The organism is Bacillus sp. IBL03825, assembly GCF_024712505.1.
GTDB classification, from domain to species: Bacteria; Bacillota; Bacilli; order Bacillales; family Bacillaceae_G; genus Bacillus_A; species Bacillus_A wiedmannii.
Genome location: NZ_JAMXKE010000001.1, coordinates 1,300,229 through 1,322,369 on the forward strand (window position 1 = coordinate 1,300,229; position 22,141 = coordinate 1,322,369).

Consider the following 22,141-nt stretch of genomic DNA (forward strand, 5'->3'; position numbering starts at 1 on the left):
GAAAAAATGAGCGAATATTTATCAATTCAACACATTCAAAAAAAGTTTGATGCATTTACAGCGTTAAAAGATATTTCTTTTACTGTGAAAAAAAATGAGTTTGTATGTTTATTAGGCCCAAGTGGTTGTGGGAAAACAACATTGCTTCGAATTTTAGCAGGGCTAGAAGAGGCAACAACAGGTAGTATAGCTGTGGATGGAAAAGATATTACAGCATTACCTCCTGGAAAGAGGAATTTCGGAATGGTGTTTCAATCGTATGCATTATTTCCGAATTTAACAGCACTTGAAAACATTGAATACGGCTTAAAGACAAAAAAATATGGAAAAGCAGAAGTAAAAGAGAAAGCGTTAGAGGCGTTAGAACTTGTAGATTTGCTGAATGTAAAAGATAAATATCCTGCTCAAATGTCTGGTGGACAACAGCAGCGAGTAGCACTTGCACGTGCGCTCGCTCTGTCTCCGGATATTTTGTTACTCGATGAGCCGTTATCTGCTTTAGATGCAAAAGTGCGTGAAAAGTTACGTAGAGAAATGCGTGATTTGCAAGAAAAAGTAGGAGTAACAACTATTATGGTTACGCATGATCAAGAAGAGGCATTAACGATGGCCGATAAAATTGTTGTAATGAATCATGCGGAAATTATGCAGATTGGCACACCAGAGGAGATTTATCAAAGACCAGCCAATCCGTTTGTGGCAGATTTTATTGGTTCTATTAATTTCTTTTCGAAAAACAATGAAGAACATGCAATTCGTCCTGAGCATGTAACAGTTGTACAAAAGGATGGTATTAAAACGGTTGTTGAAAACATGGAATTTCGCGGATCTGTATATCGGACGGAAGTGCGAGTCGTAGAAGAAAAAGCACATCTTTATAACGAGAAAATTGTAGTGGATATATTGGCATCAGAAGTAGAAGCAACCGCAATTAGAAAAGGAAAGCCGATTCAAATCTCTTTCTCAGAAAATCATATGTTGTCATATGGAAAGAAGGTCATTGTATAGATGGAGATGTTAGAAGATTTCAAGGTAGAAAGTACGAAAAAAAAGATTAAGAGACGTATCGGTAAAGAAGAGTGGATACAAAGACTATTAATTATTGGTATGCTTCTCGCGTTTTTGATCATGCTTGTATTACCTTTATTACAATTGTTTACACAAGCTTTTTATGATAAAGATGGAGCTTTCATTGGTGTTGCGAATTTCAGTAAATATTTCACAACACCAACGCTAGTTCAATCATTACAAAATACGATATGGATTTCGGGCGCGACAACAATTATTGCAGTGACACTCGCTTTCGCTTACGCCTATGCGATCGCTCGTACGAATGTGTTTGGAAAGCGTGTATTTCAATATATTGCGTTGTTACCATTATTCGCACCTACGATGATGCATGGTATCGCACTGACATATTTATTTGGTAATCAAGGGTTAGTAACGAAAGGAATGTTTGGTTTGTTTGAAGGGATACAAATCCCTTTATATGGACCAGTAGGAATTGTAATGGCTGAAGTCATGTATACATTTCCGCAAGCATTTCTTATATTATTAATTGCTTTTCAAGGCTCTGATTATCGTTTATATGAAGCTTCTAATATGTTAGGAGCGAGTAAAGCAAAGCAATTTTTCACTGTTACTTTACCTAGTGTAAAGTACGGATTAATTAGTGCGATGTTCGTTGTGTTTACACTTAGTTTCACTGATTTTGGGGCACCAAAAATTGTTGGTGGGCAATATAATGTACTTGCTACTGACGTATATAAGCAAGTAATTGGGCAGCAAAATATGCCGATGGGTGCAACTGTCGGAATGATTTTATTAATCCCAGCTATATTTGCCTTTGCAGTTGATCGCATTACGCAAAGAAAGCAGGCGAATCTTTTATCTTCCAAATCAGTACCTTACAGAATAATAAATAATAAGAAAAGAGATGTTATTTCATTCGTATATTGTAGCGTAGTAACGCTTATGATCATTCTATTATTTGTGGCAGTTGGTATTGCTGCAAGTGTGAAAGTATGGCCATATAATATGAGCTTTACATTTGAGCATTTCAATTTTTCCAGTTTAACAGGAGATGGACTTGGAGCATTTAAAAATAGCGTAATTGTTTCAGCGATTACTGCAGTAATTGGAGCGGTTTTAACATTTATGTTCGCTTATGCGATTGAGAAAATAGATCAGCTACAATTTTTCCGAAAAGCAGGTTACTTTTTCTCTATCGTTCCTTTAGCGATACCAGGTTTAGTACTTGGGGTAGGCTACGTCTTCTTCTTTAGTCAACCAACAATACAAATCTTTGGACTTTCCGTAACGAACCCGTTCCATTCTCTATACGGAACAATTGCTGTGCTAGTACTAGTCAATATCATTCATTTTTATTCTGTAACATTTGTTACGGCAACGACAGCTTTAAAGAAATTAGATCGAGAGTTTGAACTTGTTTCACAGTCGATGGGGATACCGTTTTATAAAACATTCTTTCGAGTTACGGTACCGATGTGTTTACCAGCCATTTTAGAAATGGTAATGTACTACTTCGTAAATTCAATGGTAACTGTCTCAGCAGTTGTATTCCTGTATGCAGCTGATTTTAAACTAGCTGCCGTATCAATTGTAAATATGGATGATGCAGGAAATGTAGCACCAGCAGCTGCAATGAGTGTACTTATTGTTGTTACAAATATTGTAGTGAGAGTTGTATATGAATGGGGAACGAAAGCACTTCGTAACCGAACGTCACAATGGCAAAAAAGATAAATAAGAAGGGTGATGGATTGAATGAAAGTAGAAGCAGTTATTTTTGATTGGGCAGGTACAACAGTTGATTACGGATGTTTTGCACCACTGGAAGTATTTATGGAGATTTTCCATAAACGCGGTGTTGCAATTACTGCAGAAGAAGCCCGTAAGCCAATGGGATTATTGAAAATTGATCATGTTAGAGCATTAACTGAGATGACTCGTATTGCAAGTGAGTGGAATCGTATTTTCGGACAATTACCAACAGAAGCAGACATTCAGGAGATGTATGAAGAATTCGAAAAGATTCTCTTCGCTATTTTACCGCGCTATGCGTCGCCGATTAATGGAGTAAAAGAAGTGATTGCTTCTTTACGTGAAAGAGGAATTAAAATTGGTTCAACGACTGGTTATACGAGAGAAATGATGGACATTGTAGCAAAAGAAGCAGCACTACAAGGGTATAAACCGGATTTTCTTGTAACACCAGATGATGTTCCAGCAGGTCGTCCGTATCCGTGGATGTGCTATAAAAATGCGATGGAGCTTGGTGTATATCCAATGAATCATATGATAAAAGTTGGAGACACAGTATCAGATATGAAAGAGGGAAGAAATGCTGGTATGTGGACAGTAGGTGTAATTCTCGGCAGTAGCGAACTCGGCTTAACTGAAGAGGAAGTGGAGAATATGGATCCGGTAGAACTTCGTGAAAAAATAGAAGTAGTTCGCAATCGTTTCGTTGAAAATGGGGCGCACTTTACGATAGAAACGATGCAGGAACTCGAAAACGTAATGGAACATATCGAGAAACAAGAACTTATTATTTCATAAAAGGGGAATAGGATCATGACTGAAAATCACTATTTATTATTAACGCCTGGACCATTAACAACAACCAAAACAGTAAAAGAAGTTATGTTATACGATTGGTGTACGTGGGATGCTGAATATAACACAATGGTACAAGAGGTAAGAGCTAAACTTGTATCGTTAGCAACGAAAGAAGAGGAGAAATATACAACTGTTTTAATGCAAGGAAGCGGTACGTTTTCAGTTGAAGCAGTGATTGGATCTGTCATTCCTAAAAACGGAAAGCTGCTCGTATGTACAAATGGTGCGTACGGTAAGCGAATTGTACAAATGGCAGAGATGTTACATATAGATGTGGTGGTCAGTCAAACAGAAGAGTGGGAGCCTACTAATATTGCAGAAGTAGAAAGGATATTGCAACAAGATAAAGAGGTTACACATATTGCAGTTGTTCATTGTGAAACAACAACAGGTATTATCAATCCAATTGTAGATGTATGTAAATTAGGGAAGCAATATGGAAAAGTAACACTAGTTGATGCAATGAGTAGTTTTGGTGGTATTGAAATAGATATCGCTGAGTTGCAAATTGATTTTTTAATTAGTAGTGCGAATAAATGTATTCAAGGTGTTCCTGGGTTCGGCTTTGTTATTGCAAAGCGTGCTGAATTGTTGAAATGTAAGGGACAGGCACGTTCATTATCATTAGATTTATACGATCAGTGGGAAACAATGGAAAATCAAAATGGGAAATGGCGTTTTACGTCACCTACACATGTTGTGCACGCTTTTTATCAAGCACTACTTGAATTAGAAAAAGAGGGCGGAGTAGAAGCTCGTTACAATCGATATTATAACAATCAAAAACTATTAGTGAGTAGAATGAGAGAAATCGGATTTAAGCCACTAGTAGATGAAAAATATCAATCGCCTATTATTACATCCTTCATTTATCCAGAAAAAGGATTTGAATTTCAACAGCTATATAATGAATTAAAGCAATATGGATTTGTTATTTATCCTGGTAAAATTTCGAAAGTAGATACGTTCCGCATTGGAAATATCGGTGACGTACATGAGGAAGACATAAATCGTTTAGTAAATAGTATAGCTGAAGGAGTTGCTATAGGATGAAAGTATTTTGTTTAGGTGGAGCAGGTAAAATTTGTCGTGAAGCAATTTTAGATTTAGTACAATTTTCATCTTTTGAGGCGATTACAGTAGCTGATTTTAATGAAGAAGAGGGCCTGAAAGTAGTAGAATGGCTCAACGATCCTCGTGTTGATTTTGTGAAAGTAGATGTAACAAATCACGAGGATACGGTTGCAAAAATGAAAGGTTATGACATTGTAATGGACGGTACGACAATTAAGTTAAATGGATTGTCTACTCGATGTATTGCAGAAGCAGGTTGTCACGGTGTGAATTTGAATGGATTTGGTGAAGAAAATGAATTTCATTCTATATTTGCTCAAAATGAAAAAACGTGTTTACCTGGTTTTGGTATGACGCCAGGTGTAACGCAAATGATGGCAATGCATGCAGCAAATCAGCTAGATACTGTAGAGTCAGTACGTGTAAGTCATGGCTCGTACCGTCCAATTGCTTTTTCTGCATCAATTACAGAAACAACGACATATGAATATGATCCACATTTACGATTGCGTACAGTATATGAAGATGGTGAGTTTAAGCAAGTACCGCCGTTTGCGCGTCCAAGAGAAATTGAATTACCGGCGCCTTATGGTAAGGCAACGCAGTATATAATACCGCATTCTGAAACGATTACGTTAGCAAAAGCACTAGAAAATAAAGGCGTCAAGCTGATAGAGACGAGAGGAACTTGGCCAAAGCAAAATATGCAGCTCGTACGTGCTTTATATGATTATGGTATATTGCGTAATGATCGGGTTGACATAAATGGGAAAGAAATTGGCATTATGGATTGTATTTCGAAGTATTTATTGCAATCGAAAGAAGGGCAAGAAACAGAAATTTACGGTTATGCACTTCATGTAGAAGTAATAGGTGTGAAAAATAATGAAAAACAAAGGCACGTATTATATCATACACACCCGTTATCTGATGGTTCTGTTGTAGGATGGGAAAAATTAAGAGCTTATACGAGAAACGTCGGTATTCCATTTGGGATTGCTACAGAGTTAATCGCAAAAGGGAATGTAAATAAAGCTGGTGTTGTGACACCTGAGGAAGCTTTTGTAAATCCACAAATCATTTTTGATGAACTAAAAAAGCGTGGTATTCATATTCATGAAGAAGTTTTCACTGAAAAAGAAAGTTATAACTTTGTATAAGTAAGGCAGTTTATGAGGTAGAAATCAATGGGGTGAAGCTATGTCTGTAGTAGGTGAAGAAAGAAAGCGAACCATTCTTGAGAAGGTAGAGTTTAAAGGGAAAGTAAAAGTTTCAGAGTTAGCGAGAGAGTTTGCTGTATCAACAGAGACGATTCGTCGTTATTTAGAAGAATTGGATCGTGAAAAGAAGTTGAAGAAAGTGTATGGTGGAGCCGTCCAACTTCCGGGAGCTGGAATAGAGGCACCAATGCTAGAACGAGAGATGCTGCATATAGAAGAGAAGAAGAGAATTGGGTATAAAGCAGCAACGTTTGTGGAAGATGGAGATGTGATTGCGATTGATGATGGAAGTACACCGCTTCAAATGGTGCCATATCTTGTTCATCGTAAAAATTTAACGATTGTAACAAGTTCATTTCCAGTAGCTACACAATTAATTTCTTCTATTAATAAAAAGATGTTTCACGGTGAAGTTTTATTTATTGGTGGAAAAGTGTCTCCAAAGCATTCACGTGTGTCAGGGTCTATTTCGCAGCAAGTAATCCAGCAATTTCATTTTCATAAAGCATTCGTTTCGATTGATGGATTGTTACCTGGTTTTGGGGTTTCTAGTTTTGAATTAGAAAAGGCGAAACTGTCAGAAGCGATGCTGAAATTAGCGGAGAAAACATATATTTTATGTGATCATACAAAAGTAGGGGTAAAAGGAAATTACCGAATAGCAGCATTTTCACGTATTCAACATGTAATTTGTGATAAGAAAATGCCCTATAGTTTTGAAGAGGAAGTCAAAAAGCATAATATTCAATGGACAATTTGCTAAATAAATTGAACTCCCACCTGTTTTTGAGGTGGGAGTTTTACTGTCCGCAAATAGCAGGATAAAAGATTTGTATGTATGCAAAAAGTGGACACATTTTCTCATCTCTTTCATATAATTTACCAATACAAAAAAAGTTGGTCGAAGGAAAGAAGGGAGAAGCATGTCAGAACGGATATATAATAAACTTGTATTGTATGCAAATATTTTGCAAAAAATTGGTTTTATTAATGAAAAAGAAAAAAGTGAAATTCTTCATACGCTAGGTAAAAAGGCCCTTTGATTAAAGGGTTTTTTATTTTTTATCTTTGGAAATATAAACTTAATGTAATATTATCATTGACAATGATAATGAGATTCATTATCATTTATTTTGTAAGTAATTGATAACATTTATCAATTATAAAAATTATATATGATAGGGGATATTATTTTGAAAAAAAGTTATATTAAGGCGCTAGTAGTAGCCACAACATTAGCAATTCCATTTGCTACATACTCTACTCCAGCATTAGCAGCACTAAAAGCTGAAGCAAACCAGTCGGTGGCAGCAGCTAGTGAACGTACATACGATACTGAGATTAAAATATATAAGGATCAAAAAGATGAGCCATCTATGGTTTCTCAGTACATAAAAAATCCTAAAGTAGCAATTGAAGATGGGAAAAAAATCGTTACTGTAACAATACAAGATAGCGATTATTTTCAATATCTTAGAATAGAGGATAAAAACCAACCTGGTGTATTTCAAGATGTGAAAGTTTTATCAGAAGATAAGAGGAAAAATGGAACGAAAGTAGTCCAATTTGAAATTGGCGAATTTGAGAAGAAGCATAATATGCAAATGCATATACTTATTCCGGCCATCGGATATGATCACAAATATCAAGTTCAATTTGAAATTAAAGATCCAACTGTAGGTGACAAAGAAACAGAGAAACCAGATGATAACGCTAATTCAGGCAATACGGAAACGGATCATCCAATTGATAGTCAAAATATGATAACAGATAACAAATTAAGAGAACTTGTTAATAAAAAAGTATTTAATAGAAAAGATTTAAATACACCAATTACGAAAGAGGAGTTATTACAAGTAAAGGACTTGTTTTTAAACACGAATGAGATTCTTGATTATAGTGCATTAAAATATATGCCAAATTTAAAATCTTTAACAGTTGCGAATGCGAAGATAACAGATCCATCGTTCTTTGCGAATTTAAAGCAATTAAATCATTTAGCTTTGCGTGGTAATGAATTTTCAGATGTAACACCACTTGTTAAGATGGATAATTTAGCATCTCTTGATTTGAGTAATAATAAAATTACAAACGTTGCACCACTCATTGAAATGAAAAATGTAAAAAGTTTATATCTATCAGGCAACCAAATAGAAGACGTAACAGCATTAGCGAAAATGGAACAACTAGATTACTTGAATTTAGCAAATAATAAAATTACGAATGTTGCTCCATTAAGCGCATTGAAAAATGTAACATACTTAACTTTAGCAGGTAATCAAATTGAAGATATTAAACCGTTATATTCATTACCTTTAAAAGATTTAGTATTAACGCGTAATAAAGTTAAAGATTTATCGGGTATTGATCAAATGAATCAATTAAATAAATTATTTATCGGTAAAAATCAAATTGAAGATGTGACACCACTTGCTAAAATGACTCAGCTTACAGAATTAGATTTACCTAATAATGAGTTAAAGGATATTACTCCATTATCAAATCTAGTAAACTTACAAAAACTTGATTTAGAAGCAAATTATATTTCAGACTTATCGCCAGTTAGTAAGTTGAATAAGTTAGTATATTTAAGTTTTGTTGCAAATGAAATTCGCGATGTTAGACCAGTAATAGAACTAAGTAAGAAAGCTTATATTAATGTTCAAAACCAAAAAGTCTTTTTAGAGGATACAGAAGTAAATAAAGAAGTAAAAGTACCTATATACGAAAAAGACGGCGAGGTATCTACAAAAATCCGTCTGAAGAGTGATGGTGGTACGTATAGTAATGGTGTAGTGAAATGGAGTACACCAGGTGAGAAAGTATATGAATTTGGAGTGAAAGATCCATTTGCGGATACAGGAATCTTTTTTACAGGATCTGTAATTCAAAATGTAGTAGAAAGTAAAGGGGACAACAATTCTAAAGAAGACAATACTTCTAAAGAAGATGAAAAAGTAGAAGTAGTAGAATTTAAAGATGTACCAAAAGGACATTGGTCAGAAGAAGCAATTCATTATTTAGCGAAAGAAAATATTTTCAAGGGATATGGAAATGGACAATTTGGATTTGGGGATAGTATTACTCGTGGGCAAGTTGCGTCTTTAGTACAAAGGTACATGAAATTAGAAAATAAAGTAGAGCAGAAAGAGAGATTTACAGATACGAAAGGGCATATGTTTGAGCAAGATATTGCCACAGTTGCGCAAGCTGGAATTATGCAAGGAGATGGTACTGGGGAGTTTCGTCCAGATGGAGTATTAACTCGATACGAAATGTCTGTAGTATTATATAAAGTATTTCAGTTAAAAGAAGATAGAAATAATAAAGTGAACTTTACTGATGTACCGACTGGTCATTGGGCAGAAGGATATGTGAAAGCGTTAGCGGATAATAATATATCAAAAGGTAATGGAAAAGGAAACTTTTTAGGTGATGATTTCGTAACACGTGAACAATATGCACAGTTTTTATATAATGCAATAAAGAAATAAAAGATGAGAAAATACGTTATTCTTTGATTTAAAAAGAATAACGTATTTTTTTATGTACAAAATGAAGTAGGGAATAGACAGAAGTATAGATATATGAATGGCCCATTTTAAAGAAGAGCTGTGAAACTATATTGACAAAAAGGCGTTCTCATGTGATAATTCAATTAAATTTTTAGAATAATCAAAAAATACTCCTTTTACATAGAAAGGATTCGAACATTATATAAATATTATGCCGGGGGTGACGAAATGTTATTTTTTCTAAAAAAATGGAATGAATTAAAAGATGTGAAATCTGAATTGGCACTTCGTGATTGGTTTTATGGTACAAAAATTAGTTTATCACTCTGTACGTCAAAAGAGCCGTTAACTTTTTTAGTAAACGTTGAGGGAAGAGATAAAGGGTTATTTTCAGAAGAAGACTTTATTGTTGTTAATTGTATGTGTGAGCCAGTATTTGAAAATGAAGAAAAACCAGCTGCAGAATCATTTATGCATGCGGATATTTATAAAAAAAGTAGTGCAGAATGTATTTTACAAGTGCAGACTGTAGATAGCCATTTAATATCAGAGTTATATGGAGAAACAGGGGAAGTAACATTCGATAAACGTAGCGTGGAACGTGTTTTTGGAAAAGAAGGTATAACAGAAATGACAATTCCTATTGTAGAAGATGAGAAAAAATTCGCTGATTTATTAGAAAATAATGTACCGAATTTTATTGAAGGTGGAGGAGTAGTTCTTGTTCATAATTATGGCATGATTGTGTGGGGGAAAACTCCAGAAGAAGCGAAAAAATGGCTAGAGGGTATAGAATATTTAATGAATTACCATGTAAAGTTGTTAATGATAAAAGGTGCAAAGAGCTCTGTTATATAAAATGTTTGTGATGTCGTTACAAGTCAATAAAAAATGAAAGCGTTTTAAATGTAATTTTACTCATAAAATATAGGTCTCCTTATTATATATAGATTACATGTTGACATGTAAGGAGGAACATATTTTGCGAGTTAAATACCATTTTCTGCCGAAACAACAAGTAACATTTTGCAAAATGAACGATTCAGGTGAAGAGGCTTTGCACATTATGAATGAAACGGGATTTCGAGCAATCCCTGTATTAGCAGAAGATGAAAAGAAATTCATAGGGATTATTTATAAAGTAGACCTTTTAGAAAAGAAGTGTAATAGCGGATTAGAGAAATTAAGCACGGAACATATGCTGGAAGATTCCTCTGCATTTATTTTTGAAAAGGATTCTTTTTTTAGAGCATTTTATGTTATTCGTCGACTTCCATTTTTAGCTGTGTTAAATGACTATAATGAATTTGTCGGTATCTTAACGCATTCCAATATATTTGATGTTATTGAAGATTCATTCGGTATGCGGACGGGTGGTTATATATTAACAATTGCAACACAAGATTGTAAGGGAACGATTAAAGAACTTGGGACATTGTTGAAAGCATTTAATATCGGTGGATTATTTACGCTAGATAACGGTGATCAGTATATTCGCCGCGTTATCGTAAATATAGCAGATGAGTTAAATGAAAAAAGATTAAAGCAATTAATCGAAAAAATAGAGAAAAAAGGATTCAGGGTGAGTCATGTAGATTATATTTAAGGTGAAAAGGAAAGGTACCAATTTGCTATATGCAGATTGGTACCTTTTTTAGTGCGAGTAATGAATCTTATTTTGAAACAGGAGGTGGAGATAATGCTAAATCAGATAAAAAAATAAAATCTGCATGTGCGCGAATGTTAGGAATAGAAGTTTCTATAACACGTGATGTAATTTCACCTGGAGGTCCAACGTGTCCGATAGCTACCATAATCGGTTTTTCTTGAAGCTTTTTAATGAGTAATTGGGCTTGTTTTGAAATATGTGCCGCTGTATACACATCATCAAAAAATAATTGATTTTCAATAATAGGCACTCCTAATTCTTTCCCGATTTTTGGGACAACACTCTTAGGATTTGTTTTGCTATCCAAATAAAATAAACCGTGTTTTTTACAAGCTGCAAGTATAAGTCGTACAATTCTTTCGTCCGCGGTCACTTTTGAGCCCATATGATTGTTCATCCCAATTGCATGCGGTACTTCTTGAATCGCTTGTTCGAGTCGGTTATTTATTTCTTCGTCGCTTAAATCAGTTGTAATTGCTTTTGGTCCAAGCCATTCTTTTTTACCTTTAATCGGTTCCATTGGCATATGTATAATAACTTCGTGCCCTTTCTTATGAGCCGCTATCGCATCTTCCTTTGTGGAAGGGAGAAAAGGCATAACGGCAACAGTCAGTGGAATAGGAAGTGATAACATTTTATCAGTCCCCTTCATATTATTGCCGAAGTCATCAATGACAATAGCGACTTTGTTTGTATGGGCCTTTGCTTGAACAGGAAACAAGAAGGATGGTAAGAACATAGTAAATATAAGCAATGCAATCGTATATTTGCGCATATAAATATTTCCTTTCTATTTTTTCCCGCTATTTGCGAGCAGTGAGGAATGAACAAAATCCCCCAATGATTAAATTTCACTTTATCAATCATCATTATGTTTTGCGTTTTTATATAAATTAAACAAAAAATGTCGAAGAAAAGTATATAGAAAATAGAGAATCCGCTATTTAATTGGTATTTGTAAAAAAAGAAGATGAAAAAAATGTCTATTATTGCGAATGTATTTACAAAGATAGAATAATTTGTAATAATTCTCAAAGTGAGGGTAAAGATTTGTAAATTACAGGGAGAAAATGTTAAATTTTCTGATTCTTCAAATTCAAATATGATTAAGTAGTTAAAAGGCCGATGGAGAAGTAAAGTTGAAAGCATGGAAGTATAATAAGGGGGATATGAATGTTTACCGTAAAAAGGAAGTACACATTAGAAAAGCTTTCACGTGATATTCATATGAAACGTGAAGAAATGATTCAATTAGGTTTAACAAGTGGGTTAAATAGTATGGAGACAATTCAAGTGAGTCAAGAATTGGACAAGCTTATTTTACAGTACCAGCGTTATAAAGAAAAACAAACACCAAAATGGCTATCAATTATTAAGGTACCTATTTTTCAAATTGGGTATGAAGGGAAATCAAGTAATTTTTGGCGAATGCTTGTGGCTGGTTTTATGAAATAAGTATAATTACCCTTTTGGGATAAGGATAATTATACTAGGTGTAACGGAATTTCGATATGAACTGTCGTTCCTTCGTTTTCTATACTATCAATAAAAATATGCCCATTGTACATCTCTACAATTCGTTTACATATGACAAGTCCAAGACCGGTTCCAGTATCTTTATTAGTAAAGAACGGATGAAAGAGGTGTTTTTGAATATGTTTTGGAATCCCTTTTCCAGTATCTGTAATTCTCAATTGTGCGTGTGTTTCATTGTTTGTTACGGAAATGGTCAGTGTGTCACCAGAATTCATGGCTTCAATTGCATTTTTTGTAATGTTTAAAACCACTTGTTTCATATGGTCTTTTGAGCAACGGATATGAATAGGATGGTCTGGCAAATGTAAATGGAATACAATGTTATGTAGATTCGCCTCAGATTGAATAATTAATGATACCTCATTTAGAATAGTTCTCACATCATATGTTTGTTCAATGATAGCAGTTGGCTTTCCAAGAATAAGAAATTCGCTTACAATTTCATTAATCCGTTCTATTTCTTGTTCGATGACGGAAAAATAAAACTGATCTTGTTCATCTTTATATTTCTCTTTTAATAGAGCGACGAGCCCTTTAATTCCGGTAAGAGGATTACGGATTTCGTGGGCTGTACTAGCTGCAAAAGTTCCAACCAATTCAATTTTTTGTAGTTCATTTTGTTGTCTTTCCAGTTTTGTTTGACGTTTTAACAACATATATTGAGCAAGTAAAAATAAAATAGACATTAAAAATAAAGTAGCTATACACTCTATTGCAACCCACTGATATAAAGTTTTTTGATGGATAGGCAAAGGAGAAACAGAGACCTTCCAATTTAATCTTTTGAGTGGGGTAGTAAGCATATTAGAATGCGCAGCACTTGTTTCGTTATTATCATCGGTGAGAAAAACTACATCATGTTTATCAGTTACTTCAAAATGGTATTGTGGCTTAATGGCATTTAAAGATGATGAAATGTAGTCAAAGCGTAAACTTGCTAACAATAAGCCTGAGATTTCCTTCTGTTTATTGAAAATGGGAGAAGCAATCATAATAGCTTGATGTCCAAGAACACGATCTGTAATGACTGATGATACAGTTGTTTTCTTCGTTTGCAATACGTCTTGAATATATTTGCGATCTGAGACATCAACAGGTGGTCGGTCGCCTTCGGATGCGATTGTAATGATTCCTTCTGGTGTAGCGTAGTATAAACCAGAAAAACGTGCATCGTTTCCATCTGTATCATGTACAATTTGTTTAACTCCATTTATATTTCCAGTCTCGGTTCCTATGACCTTTGAGAGCATTTCTAATGCGGAAATTGCTTCACCAAGGTGATGATCTAAATAGTCTCTATATAAAAAGAGAACCGTGTGAGCAGATAGTTTGTTTTCCTGCTTCATTTTATACGAATGATATGAATAAAATGTAGCACCAATCCCTATCGTTGGTAGGATAACAAGTAATATATATAAAACTATGCTGTGGAATTTGACTTTCAAATTTGGTACTCCTTCTTTTTTATTATCATTATATATAAACTATGTTAAAATTGTCATGTTTTTATTCAAGAATCATTCGTAATATATTTGGGGAGAGGAAATGAATGAGTGAATACTCATTCGGAATTTACATGAAGTACTAAGCTGTTTTTTCTTTTTATTACTGAGAATTTAAGTGAAGGGTTGAAAGTTGTATGACATCAAATAATGAACGAGAAGATATTTCTCAATCTCTAAAAGTATTTATTGCATTATCTCGTGTACATCGTTCTGTTATGGATACTACAAATAAATCTATACAAAGTAACGGGTTAAATCCAACTGAATTTGCTGTATTAGAACTGCTATATCATAAAGGCGGTCAACCACTTCAGCAAATTGGTGAGCGTATTTTGATTGCTAGTGGCAGCATTACATATGTTGTAGATAAGCTAGAGAAAAAGGGACTAGTAAAGAGAATTCCGTGCCCGAATGACAGACGTGTTATTTATGCACAATTAACTGAGTCTGGAGAGAACTTTATTGCTTCTATTTTTCCAGGGCATGAGCAAGTTATACATCAGTCTTTTGAAATGTTAACGAAAGAGGAAAAGGATGAATTACTTGATCTATTAAAAAAGATTGGAAAGTATGAAAAATAATAGTATGTTCCAAAGGAGCTTTGGATAAAGAAATCCAAGGCTTTTTTGTTTACATGTAATTATGACAAAATATGCCGTATTTTGCTGAAGAATAAGAGGAGATTTGTAAGTAAGCATTGAATTATAGTAAGGATGCATATAATGGAGAGGAGGCTCGTTCATGTCATTTAAAGACTATGAATATAAACGGCCAAATATTGAAGAATTAAAAGAGAAGTTTACTGTTGCTTTAGAGAAGTTTGATAACGCTAAAACTGTAGAAGAACAAAAACAAGTCATCAATTCAATTAACGAAATTCGCAACGACTTCGGTACAATGGGGAATCTTTGTTACATTCGTCATTCTGTTGATACGACAGATGCTTTTTATAAGGACGAGCAAGATTTCTTTGATGAATTCTCTCCAGTTGTACAAGGTTATGGTACAAAGTATTATAATGCGTTAATTCATTCTCCATTCCGTGAAGAATTAGAAGCGTATTATGGAAAGCAATTATTTGCTTTAGCGGAGTGTGATTTGAAAACATACTCTGATGAAGTTGTGAAAGATTTACAATTAGAGAATAAATTATCTTCACAATATACGCAGTTATTAGCATCTGCAAAAATTGACTTTGCAGGAGAAGAAAGAACGTTATCGCAGCTTATTCCATTTATGCAAGGGAAAGAAAGAAGTGAACGTAAAGTAGCAAGTGAAGCATATTACGGATTTTTAGCTGAGAATGAGGAAGAGTTAGATCGTATTTATGATGAGCTTGTTAAAGTGAGAACGAAAATCGCCAAATCTTTAGGTTTCAAAAACTTTGTTGAACTTGGATATGCAAGAATGTACCGTACAGATTATAATGCGGAAATGGTGGCGAATTATCGTCAGCAAGTACTTGATTATATCGTTCCAGTTACAACGGAATTAAGAAAACGACAACAAGCACGTATCGGTGTAGAGAAGTTAGCGTATTACGACGAAAACTTTGAGTTTGCTACTGGTAATCCAACTCCAAAAGGAGATGCGGATTGGATTGTTAATCATGGGAAAACGATGTATAAAGAGTTATCGGCTGAAACGGATGAATTTTTCAATTTCATGCTAGATAATGATTTATTAGATTTAGTTGCGAAAAAAGGAAAAGCTGGTGGCGGATATTGTACATATATTGAGAATTATAAAGCGCCATTTATTTTCTCAAACTTCAATGGAACATCTGGCGACATTGATGTATTAACACATGAAGCTGGTCATGCTTTCCAAGTATATGAAAGCCGTAAGTTTGAAATTCCAGAATACAATTGGCCAACGTATGAAGCATGTGAAATTCATTCTATGAGTATGGAATTCTTTACATGGCCATGGATGAAGTCATTCTTTGAAGAGGATGCAGATAAATATTATTTCTCTCACTTAAGTTCAGCACTTCTGTTTTTACCGTATGGTGTATCTGTTGACGAATATCAACATTATGTATATGAAAATCCAGAAGCATCACCAGAAGAGCGTAAGACAGCATGGCGTAATATAGAGAAAAAGTATTTGCCGCATCGTGATTATGAAGATAATGATTATTTAGAGCGCGGTGGATTCTGGCAACGTCAAGGACATATTTATAGCTCGCCGTTCTACTATATCGACTACACATTAGCACAAATTTGCGCACTGCAATTTTGGAAACGTGCAAGAGATAATAGACAAGAGGCGTGGGAAGATTATGTAAATTTGTGCCAACAAGGTGGAAGTAAATCATTCTTGGAATTAGTAGAAGTTGCAAATTTAACATCACCATTTGCTGAAGGCTGTGTGAAAAGTGTCATTACAGAAATTGAAGCGTGGCTACATGCGATTGACGACACAAAATTGTAAAAAACATGCGCTTTTTTTCACATGTTTAACATCGACATAATGAGAAAATGATGAGATAATAAAAGAAAATTCAGAATACTAAAGAGGTGTTTCTAATAAGGAGCACCTCTTTTCACCAACAAAAAGGGGGGAAAGAAGTATGCTTCAATCAAATATGGATGTGAGTTTAGAAAATTTGGTGAACTCATTACAGTCTACTCGAAGCACGCTATTATCAGAAATTGAAATGTTAAATGATACAGAAGTGAATGTAAAGCCACGCCGTGATAAATGGAGTATTATTCAAATTTTGCATCACTTGCATTTAGTTGAACAATCAGTTACGTCTGCCCTTGTATATGCTTTACAAAAAAATGAAAGAAACACGACTCCATTTAAAGACCTCCAACTTACGCTTGATCGCACATATAAACGAGAAGCTCCTCAGCAAATGCAACCAACAGAAACGTTAATGAAAAAACAGCAAGGAATTCAATTACTAGAACATTCACGACAAGAGCTATTACACGCGCTTCATAGTGTGATAGATGAAAAAGATTTATTTGAAAATGGATTAAAGCATCCTATTTTTAATGATTTGAATTTGTATCAGTGGGTTCAATTTCTTGATTTGCATGAACAAAGACATCTTACGCAGTTAAAAGAGGCGAAACACGCAATTTTGCAACGATAATTAGAAGGAAGTGGGAGACCACTTCTTTTTTGATGCGTGCATAGTTTTCTTTCTTATTTTGGAATACTACATGGAGAAAGAACAGAAGGAGTTGAAATGTATGTCCAAGAAAAAGAAAGAAGAAGAGCGCGCGTGGAAAGCACGTAAAGAAAATCAAAAACCACATGGTAAAGTGAAAGCCTTTGCTGAATTAGTTGAAGGAACAGAAAAAACGTGATGAGTATTTCATCACGTTTTTTGTATGAGTGGAAAAGTTAATAAGAAGGTTGTACCTGTACCTTTTTCGCTTATAATATCAACTTTTCCGTTCATAGCTTGCACAACACTGAATACGACCATCATTCCAAGACCAGTACCTTTTTCTTTTGTTGAGTAGAAAGGGGATCCAAGGCGTTTTACTTGTTCTTGATCCATACCAACTCCTGTATCTTTTATATATAACTGAATATGCTTATGATCAGGAACTAATGAGAAATAAAGATCACCGCCTTTTGGCATGGCCTCAATGCAGTTTTTTAAAACATTTAACAAGCATTGATTTAGTTTTTGTTTTTCTCCCGCGATAAAAAAAGAAGTGCTTTGCTTTATATAATGAGTACGCACATTTGCTAAATTAGCAAGAGGTGTAATTAACGCTAATGCGTGTAGTAGTTCTTCTTCTAACTGTAATGTTTGTTCTTTTTCAATACTTGGTTTTGCAAAGGTTAAATAATCTGTAAGAACGTGATTTGCTTGTTCGATTCCGTTAATGGCTATGTCGATATATAATTTTCGCTCTTGCTCAGTGCATGTATCTGACTGCAAAAGTTGTAAAAAGCCTTTTGTTGAAGTTAATGGATTACGAATCTCATGAGAAATGGACGCTGCCATTTCTCCAATTAAATGAAACTTTTCAGCATTCATAAGTTCGTTTTGAAGACGAACTTGAGTTTGTAATATGTGTAGTAAATATAAAATAAGTATCGTACCAAGTATCGTACATAACTCATACACAATAATATGTGGTATATAATCAGTCTTATTTGTAACCTTTGAAAGGAAGAAAGGTATCCAACTAAATCCGTATGTGAGACTGTAGATAATGGCAAGTGCTACTTTTATACGATTAGAAGTTCGATTGAAAACTTTATATGTAAATAGTAGGACAATAAATAGAAGGATAGAACCGATAAGCGATGGGAAAACACCGATTCCTCCTAATAAGAAGCGGTATATATTTAATACAACTAATATAGATCCACCAGCAATAGGACCTCCTGTTAATGTACCGACAATTAATACGATATGGCGCATATCAAATTGAAATCCATAATTTGTTTTTGCTCCGAAAGTAATACATAGTATGGTTGCGAGGCAACATAATGCAATAAATATAGCTGAGTTTAATTTAGGAGAACGTTTCCCTTTTTGATTCCAAAATAAATGGTATACGAGCATTGTAACAAGAATGAATAATATATTTAAAAAGAGATAAATAATAAAGGGTTTCAGTGGGATGCCTCCTCTCTTCTCACATTAAATTAATCATACTATAAAATGAAAGAAATAAAATGAGAAATAGCGGAAAAATCAGAAATTTTTTCTGGTAGTATACAATATGTTACAATAAGCTTTGTCAATGAAAGAAGGAATTCCGTGCGATGCGCGGGAGAGGTTCGCGAACTCCCTCTATAAAAAACTATGGAAACAACAATATCTTTAGGTATTGTTTTGTTTTTTTATTGTGACAGTTCAAGAACGTTCTTTCTTCTTATTCGTAGTAGAGAAGGAGAATGAGTGAAATGAAAAAAGAAAAGGCAGTTGTTGTTTTTAGTGGAGGACAAGATAGTACGACATGTTTATTTTGGGCAATAGAGCAGTTTGCAGAAGTAGAAGCTGTAACGTTTAATTACAATCAACGTCATAAACTAGAAATTGATTGTGCAGCGGAAATTGCGAAAGAACTAGGAATTAAACATACGGTACTAGATATGAGTCTATTAAATCAACTTGCTCCAAATGCGTTAACGAGAACGGATATGGAGATTACACATGAAGAAGGTGAATTGCCATCGACGTTTGTAGATGGACGAAATTTACTATTCTTATCATTTGCTGCTGTATTAGCAAAACAAGTTGGGGCACGTCATATTGTAACGGGTGTATGTGAAACTGATTTTAGTGGTTATCCAGATTGCCGTGACGTGTTTGTGAAATCGTTAAACGTTACTTTAAATTTATCCATGGATTATCCGTTCGTAATTCATACACCACTTATGTGGATTGATAAAGCGGAAACATGGAAATTATCAGATGAACTTGGAGCATTCGAGTTTGTTCGAGAAAAAACATTAACATGTTATAACGGAATCATTGGTGATGGTTGCGGTGAATGTCCAGCATGTCAGCTTCGTAAAGCAGGATTAGATACGTACCTACAAGAACGCGAAGGAGCAAATAACTAATGGATAATTTCTTTGGATTTCGCATCGTAGAAAATTTGCAAAAAATGGACAAGGATATTCAGCGTAAACAGCTTAAATATCATAATAAAAGAGTAATGGTCAGCAAGGAATTTACATTTGATGCAGCACACCATTTACACTGTTATGAGGGGAAATGTAAAAATTTACATGGTCACACATATAAAGTTGTATTTGGGATTAGTGGATATGTAAATGAAATAGGTCTTGCGATTGACTTTGGAGATATAAAAGAAATTTGGAAGAATGAAATAGAAATTTATTTAGACCATCGTTATTTAAACGAAACGTTACCAGCAATGAATACGACTGCTGAAAACATGGTCGTTTGGATTTATGAAAAGATGGCAGAAGCATTACTAAAAGATAATCGTGCGAACGAATATAAAGGAGCTCGTGTTGAATTTGTTCGTCTTTTCGAGACGCCGACTAGTTATGCGGAAGTAAGACGGGAGTGGATGCTCGATGAGTAAGATCCCTGTCTTAGAAATATTTGGTCCGACTATTCAAGGTGAAGGAATGGTTGTGGGACAAAAGACGATGTTTATCCGTACAGCTGGCTGTGATTATAGCTGCGCATGGTGTGATTCTGCTTTTACGTGGGATGGATCGGCTAAGGAACAAATTAGACAGATGACAGCAGAGGACGTTTGGAACGAGCTTGTGGAAATTGGTGGCGAAAATTTTTCTCATGTTACGATTTCAGGTGGAAATCCAGCATTGTTGAAAAATATTGAGTTTCTTCTTTCTATATTAAAAGAGAATGGAATGCGGACGGCAATCGAAACGCAAGGGAGTAAATGGCAAGATTGGTTACTTCAAATTGATGAGATAACGATTTCTCCAAAACCACCAAGTTCGACGATGAATACTGATTTTCAGAAGTTAGATGCTGTTATTCAGAAACTAGCAGGAAAAGATATTAGTTTAAAGGTAGTAGTATTTGACGATTATGACTTTGAGTATGCAGTTAAGATGCACGAACGTTATCCAGATGTTCCATTCTTCTTACAAGTAGGGAATGATGATACAAAAACTGTGGATGATGCGATGTTGATTAAAAAATTATTAGATAAATATGAGTGGCTTATTGAAAAAGCGGTTAACTGTAAAGAAATGAATAATGCAAAAGTATTGCCGCAGCTTCATGCGTTAGTATGGGGAAATAAACGCGGAGTATAATGAGAAGGGATGTTTAAAATGGCAGGAAGATTAGATGAAGATTTAAAAGATGTAACATTATTAGGAAATCAAAATACAAAATATTTATTTGAATATAGCCCAGAAATTTTAGAGGTATTTGATAACAATCATCCAAACCGTGATTATTTTGTGAAATTTAATTGCCCTGAATTTACAAGCTTATGTCCGAAAACAGGTCAACCAGATTTTGCAACAATTTATATTAGCTACATTCCAGAACAAAGAATGGTAGAGAGTAAATCTTTAAAGCTATATTTATTTAGTTTCCGCAATCATGGTGATTTCCACGAAGATTGCATGAACGTTATTATGAATGATTTAATTAAATTAATGGATCCGCGTTACATTGAGGTATGGGGGAAATTCACACCACGTGGAGGGATTTCAATTGATCCTTACTGCAACTACGGTCGCCCAGGCACGAAGTATGAAAAAATGGCAGACTACCGCATGATGAACCATGATCTATATCCAGAAACAATTGATAATCGTTAATATATAATAGAAAGAAAGGATCTGTATAACATACAGATCCTTTCTTTCTATTATATTATGCATTTTGATTAATGACAGTATAGTTTTTATGACTTACAACTGTAAGAGGTTCCATATCTAGTTCTCTAAAATTTTCCATAATTGTTATATCTACAATAACGGAGTTTTGATTTACTTTTTGAACACGGCCTTGCATTCCACCTTTAAATTCAATGATATCTCCAGTTTCTGCGATCTGCATAAGCAACTCTCCTTGTTACAGTTTTCCAAAAAAAGAATAATTTTGGTTTTTTTTTATTTCCTCTTATTTTGAACCATATTGTCTAGTTTGTAAATGTTTCCAAAGTAAAAATTCGAAAAATATTCACATTTTGTAAGAAAATATGCAAGAACTCCAAGTTATTAGAAAAAAAGAACGGTTTAAATGCGTGCATCTTTATATAGGGGTATAATGAAAAATATACAATAACCTACTAAAGTGGGATAAATTAGAGGCGGTAAAATGATGTTTGAATTTGTGGGGAGTGTTATAGCATTAACTTTATTTGTATTTTCTTATATAAATTTAAAAAAGATTCGTCATCATGAAACGACTACATATTTTGATGGGATGGATGGTATACATGCTGGGGTCACACATGAGAGTGGCGAGGATATGTAAAGGTGTATAACTTTCTTTTTTTGCGTGGTATGATATTTAAAAATAGTACA

At 34.4% G+C, this 22,141-nt stretch carries 23 protein-coding genes and 1 riboswitch; of the genes, 19 read left to right on the plus strand and 4 right to left on the minus strand.

Annotated elements, in window-relative coordinates; all coding sequences use genetic code 11:
* The first annotated feature begins 6 nt into the window (after window positions 1-6).
* The 9 genes from NHG49_RS06775 (at window position 7) to cbpA (ending at window position 11,057) form a co-directional block, all read left to right on the plus strand.
* Window positions 7-1,008: a putative 2-aminoethylphosphonate ABC transporter ATP-binding protein gene (locus NHG49_RS06775; protein WP_064476731.1), complete on the plus strand. Its 1,002-nt coding sequence runs from the start codon at window positions 7-9 to the stop codon at window positions 1,006-1,008.
* A complete protein-coding gene (locus NHG49_RS06780; protein WP_142315487.1) occupies window positions 1,009-2,766 on the plus strand; it encodes a putative 2-aminoethylphosphonate ABC transporter permease subunit in 1,758 nt (585 codons plus the stop codon). It begins immediately after the preceding gene.
* Between the two features lie 21 nt (window positions 2,767-2,787).
* Window positions 2,788-3,582 (plus strand): phosphonoacetaldehyde hydrolase, encoded by a 795-nt coding sequence (gene phnX / locus NHG49_RS06785; protein WP_064476729.1) that lies wholly within the window; start codon window positions 2,788-2,790, stop codon window positions 3,580-3,582.
* Window positions 3,583-3,597: 15 nt separating this feature from the next.
* The gene (gene phnW, locus NHG49_RS06790; RefSeq protein WP_064476728.1) at window positions 3,598-4,695 is read left to right on the plus strand and encodes a 2-aminoethylphosphonate--pyruvate transaminase; all 1,098 of its coding nucleotides are present in this window, start codon (window positions 3,598-3,600) and stop codon (window positions 4,693-4,695) included.
* Window positions 4,692-5,876, plus strand: coding sequence for a saccharopine dehydrogenase family protein (locus NHG49_RS06795; protein WP_064476727.1), 1,185 nt, complete (start codon window positions 4,692-4,694; stop codon window positions 5,874-5,876). Before phnW ends, NHG49_RS06795 begins: the two co-directional genes overlap by 4 nt.
* Window positions 5,877-5,916: 40 nt before the next feature.
* On the plus strand, window positions 5,917-6,699 hold the full coding sequence (locus NHG49_RS06800; RefSeq protein ID WP_000117658.1) for a DeoR/GlpR family DNA-binding transcription regulator: 783 nt from the start codon (window positions 5,917-5,919) through the stop codon (window positions 6,697-6,699).
* Window positions 6,700-7,129: 430 nt separating this feature from the next.
* On the plus strand, window positions 7,130-9,430 hold the full coding sequence (locus tag NHG49_RS06805; RefSeq protein WP_098625569.1) for an NEAT domain-containing leucine-rich repeat protein: 2,301 nt from the start codon (window positions 7,130-7,132) through the stop codon (window positions 9,428-9,430).
* Window positions 9,431-9,679: 249 nt separating this feature from the next.
* Entirely contained in the window at window positions 9,680-10,309 is a 630-nt protein-coding gene (locus NHG49_RS06810) for a class II aldolase/adducin family protein (RefSeq protein ID WP_064476725.1), read from the plus strand.
* Window positions 10,310-10,433: 124 nt separating this feature from the next.
* Window positions 10,434-11,057, plus strand: coding sequence for a cyclic di-AMP binding protein CbpA (cbpA, locus tag NHG49_RS06815; RefSeq protein WP_064476724.1), 624 nt, complete (start codon window positions 10,434-10,436; stop codon window positions 11,055-11,057).
* 67 nt (window positions 11,058-11,124) lie between these two features.
* Here the strand turns inward: cbpA and NHG49_RS06820 are convergent, their stop codons facing one another.
* The gene (locus NHG49_RS06820) at window positions 11,125-11,895 is read right to left on the minus strand and encodes a divergent polysaccharide deacetylase family protein (RefSeq protein WP_046958227.1); all 771 of its coding nucleotides are present in this window, start codon (window positions 11,893-11,895) and stop codon (window positions 11,125-11,127) included.
* Between the two features lie 398 nt (window positions 11,896-12,293).
* Between NHG49_RS06820 and NHG49_RS06825 the strand changes: the two genes are divergently transcribed.
* Window positions 12,294-12,575 (plus strand): aspartyl-phosphate phosphatase Spo0E family protein, encoded by a 282-nt coding sequence (locus tag NHG49_RS06825; RefSeq protein WP_000495533.1) that lies wholly within the window; start codon window positions 12,294-12,296, stop codon window positions 12,573-12,575.
* A 29-nt stretch (window positions 12,576-12,604) separates the two neighbouring features.
* Here NHG49_RS06825 and NHG49_RS06830 read toward each other — a convergent pair whose 3' ends face one another.
* A complete protein-coding gene (locus NHG49_RS06830; RefSeq protein ID WP_064476722.1) occupies window positions 12,605-14,101 on the minus strand; it encodes a DUF3149 domain-containing protein in 1,497 nt (498 codons plus the stop codon).
* A gap of 194 nt (window positions 14,102-14,295) precedes the next feature.
* Between NHG49_RS06830 and NHG49_RS06835 the strand changes: the two genes are divergently transcribed.
* The 4 genes from NHG49_RS06835 (at window position 14,296) to NHG49_RS06850 (ending at window position 17,487) form a co-directional block, all read left to right on the plus strand.
* Window positions 14,296-14,742, plus strand: coding sequence for a MarR family winged helix-turn-helix transcriptional regulator (locus NHG49_RS06835; RefSeq protein WP_000203340.1), 447 nt, complete (start codon window positions 14,296-14,298; stop codon window positions 14,740-14,742).
* A gap of 160 nt (window positions 14,743-14,902) precedes the next feature.
* Window positions 14,903-16,597, plus strand: a complete 1,695-nt coding sequence (locus NHG49_RS06840) for a M3 family oligoendopeptidase (RefSeq protein WP_064476721.1) — start codon at window positions 14,903-14,905, stop codon at window positions 16,595-16,597.
* Window positions 16,598-16,736: 139 nt separating this feature from the next.
* Window positions 16,737-17,270 carry a DinB family protein gene (locus tag NHG49_RS06845; protein ID WP_064476720.1) on the plus strand — a complete coding sequence of 178 codons (534 nt, stop codon included), beginning with the start codon at window positions 16,737-16,739 and terminating at the stop codon, window positions 17,268-17,270.
* 100 nt (window positions 17,271-17,370) lie between these two features.
* Entirely contained in the window at window positions 17,371-17,487 is a 117-nt protein-coding gene (locus NHG49_RS06850) for a DUF6254 family protein (RefSeq protein ID WP_000038254.1), read from the plus strand.
* An 11-nt stretch (window positions 17,488-17,498) separates the two neighbouring features.
* On the opposite strand, the gene kinB is transcribed toward NHG49_RS06850, so the two are convergent.
* Window positions 17,499-18,707 carry a sporulation sensor histidine kinase KinB gene (gene kinB, locus NHG49_RS06855; RefSeq protein ID WP_064476719.1) on the minus strand — a complete coding sequence of 403 codons (1,209 nt, stop codon included), beginning with the start codon at window positions 18,705-18,707 and terminating at the stop codon, window positions 17,499-17,501.
* A gap of 207 nt (window positions 18,708-18,914) precedes the next feature.
* Window positions 18,915-18,958: riboswitch (PreQ1 riboswitch) on the plus strand.
* A gap of 93 nt (window positions 18,959-19,051) precedes the next feature.
* On the opposite strand from kinB, the gene queC reads away from it, so the two are divergent.
* Genes queC through queF form a run of 4 tightly spaced genes read left to right on the plus strand, consistent with a single transcriptional unit; the run spans window position 19,052 to window position 21,430 of the window.
* Window positions 19,052-19,714 (plus strand): 7-cyano-7-deazaguanine synthase QueC, encoded by a 663-nt coding sequence (queC, locus tag NHG49_RS06860; RefSeq protein WP_000711595.1) that lies wholly within the window; start codon window positions 19,052-19,054, stop codon window positions 19,712-19,714.
* On the plus strand, window positions 19,714-20,205 hold the full coding sequence (gene queD / locus NHG49_RS06865; RefSeq protein ID WP_000368411.1) for a 6-carboxytetrahydropterin synthase QueD: 492 nt from the start codon (window positions 19,714-19,716) through the stop codon (window positions 20,203-20,205). The genes queC and queD overlap by 1 nt, the downstream gene beginning before the upstream one ends.
* Complete coding sequence (gene queE, locus NHG49_RS06870) at window positions 20,198-20,914, plus strand: 7-carboxy-7-deazaguanine synthase QueE (protein WP_000036302.1); 717 nt, start codon at window positions 20,198-20,200, stop codon at window positions 20,912-20,914. The genes queD and queE overlap by 8 nt, the downstream gene beginning before the upstream one ends.
* Window positions 20,915-20,932: 18 nt before the next feature.
* Window positions 20,933-21,430: a preQ(1) synthase gene (gene queF / locus NHG49_RS06875; RefSeq protein ID WP_064476718.1), complete on the plus strand. Its 498-nt coding sequence runs from the start codon at window positions 20,933-20,935 to the stop codon at window positions 21,428-21,430.
* Between the two features lie 55 nt (window positions 21,431-21,485).
* On the opposite strand, the gene NHG49_RS06880 is transcribed toward queF, so the two are convergent.
* Window positions 21,486-21,671: a YkvS family protein gene (locus tag NHG49_RS06880; RefSeq protein WP_001165081.1), complete on the minus strand. Its 186-nt coding sequence runs from the start codon at window positions 21,669-21,671 to the stop codon at window positions 21,486-21,488.
* A 264-nt stretch (window positions 21,672-21,935) separates the two neighbouring features.
* Here NHG49_RS06880 and NHG49_RS06885 point away from each other — a divergent pair, with 264 nt between their 5' ends.
* On the plus strand, window positions 21,936-22,091 hold the full coding sequence (locus NHG49_RS06885; RefSeq protein ID WP_064476896.1) for a hypothetical protein: 156 nt from the start codon (window positions 21,936-21,938) through the stop codon (window positions 22,089-22,091).
* Window positions 22,092-22,141 lie beyond the last annotated feature (50 nt).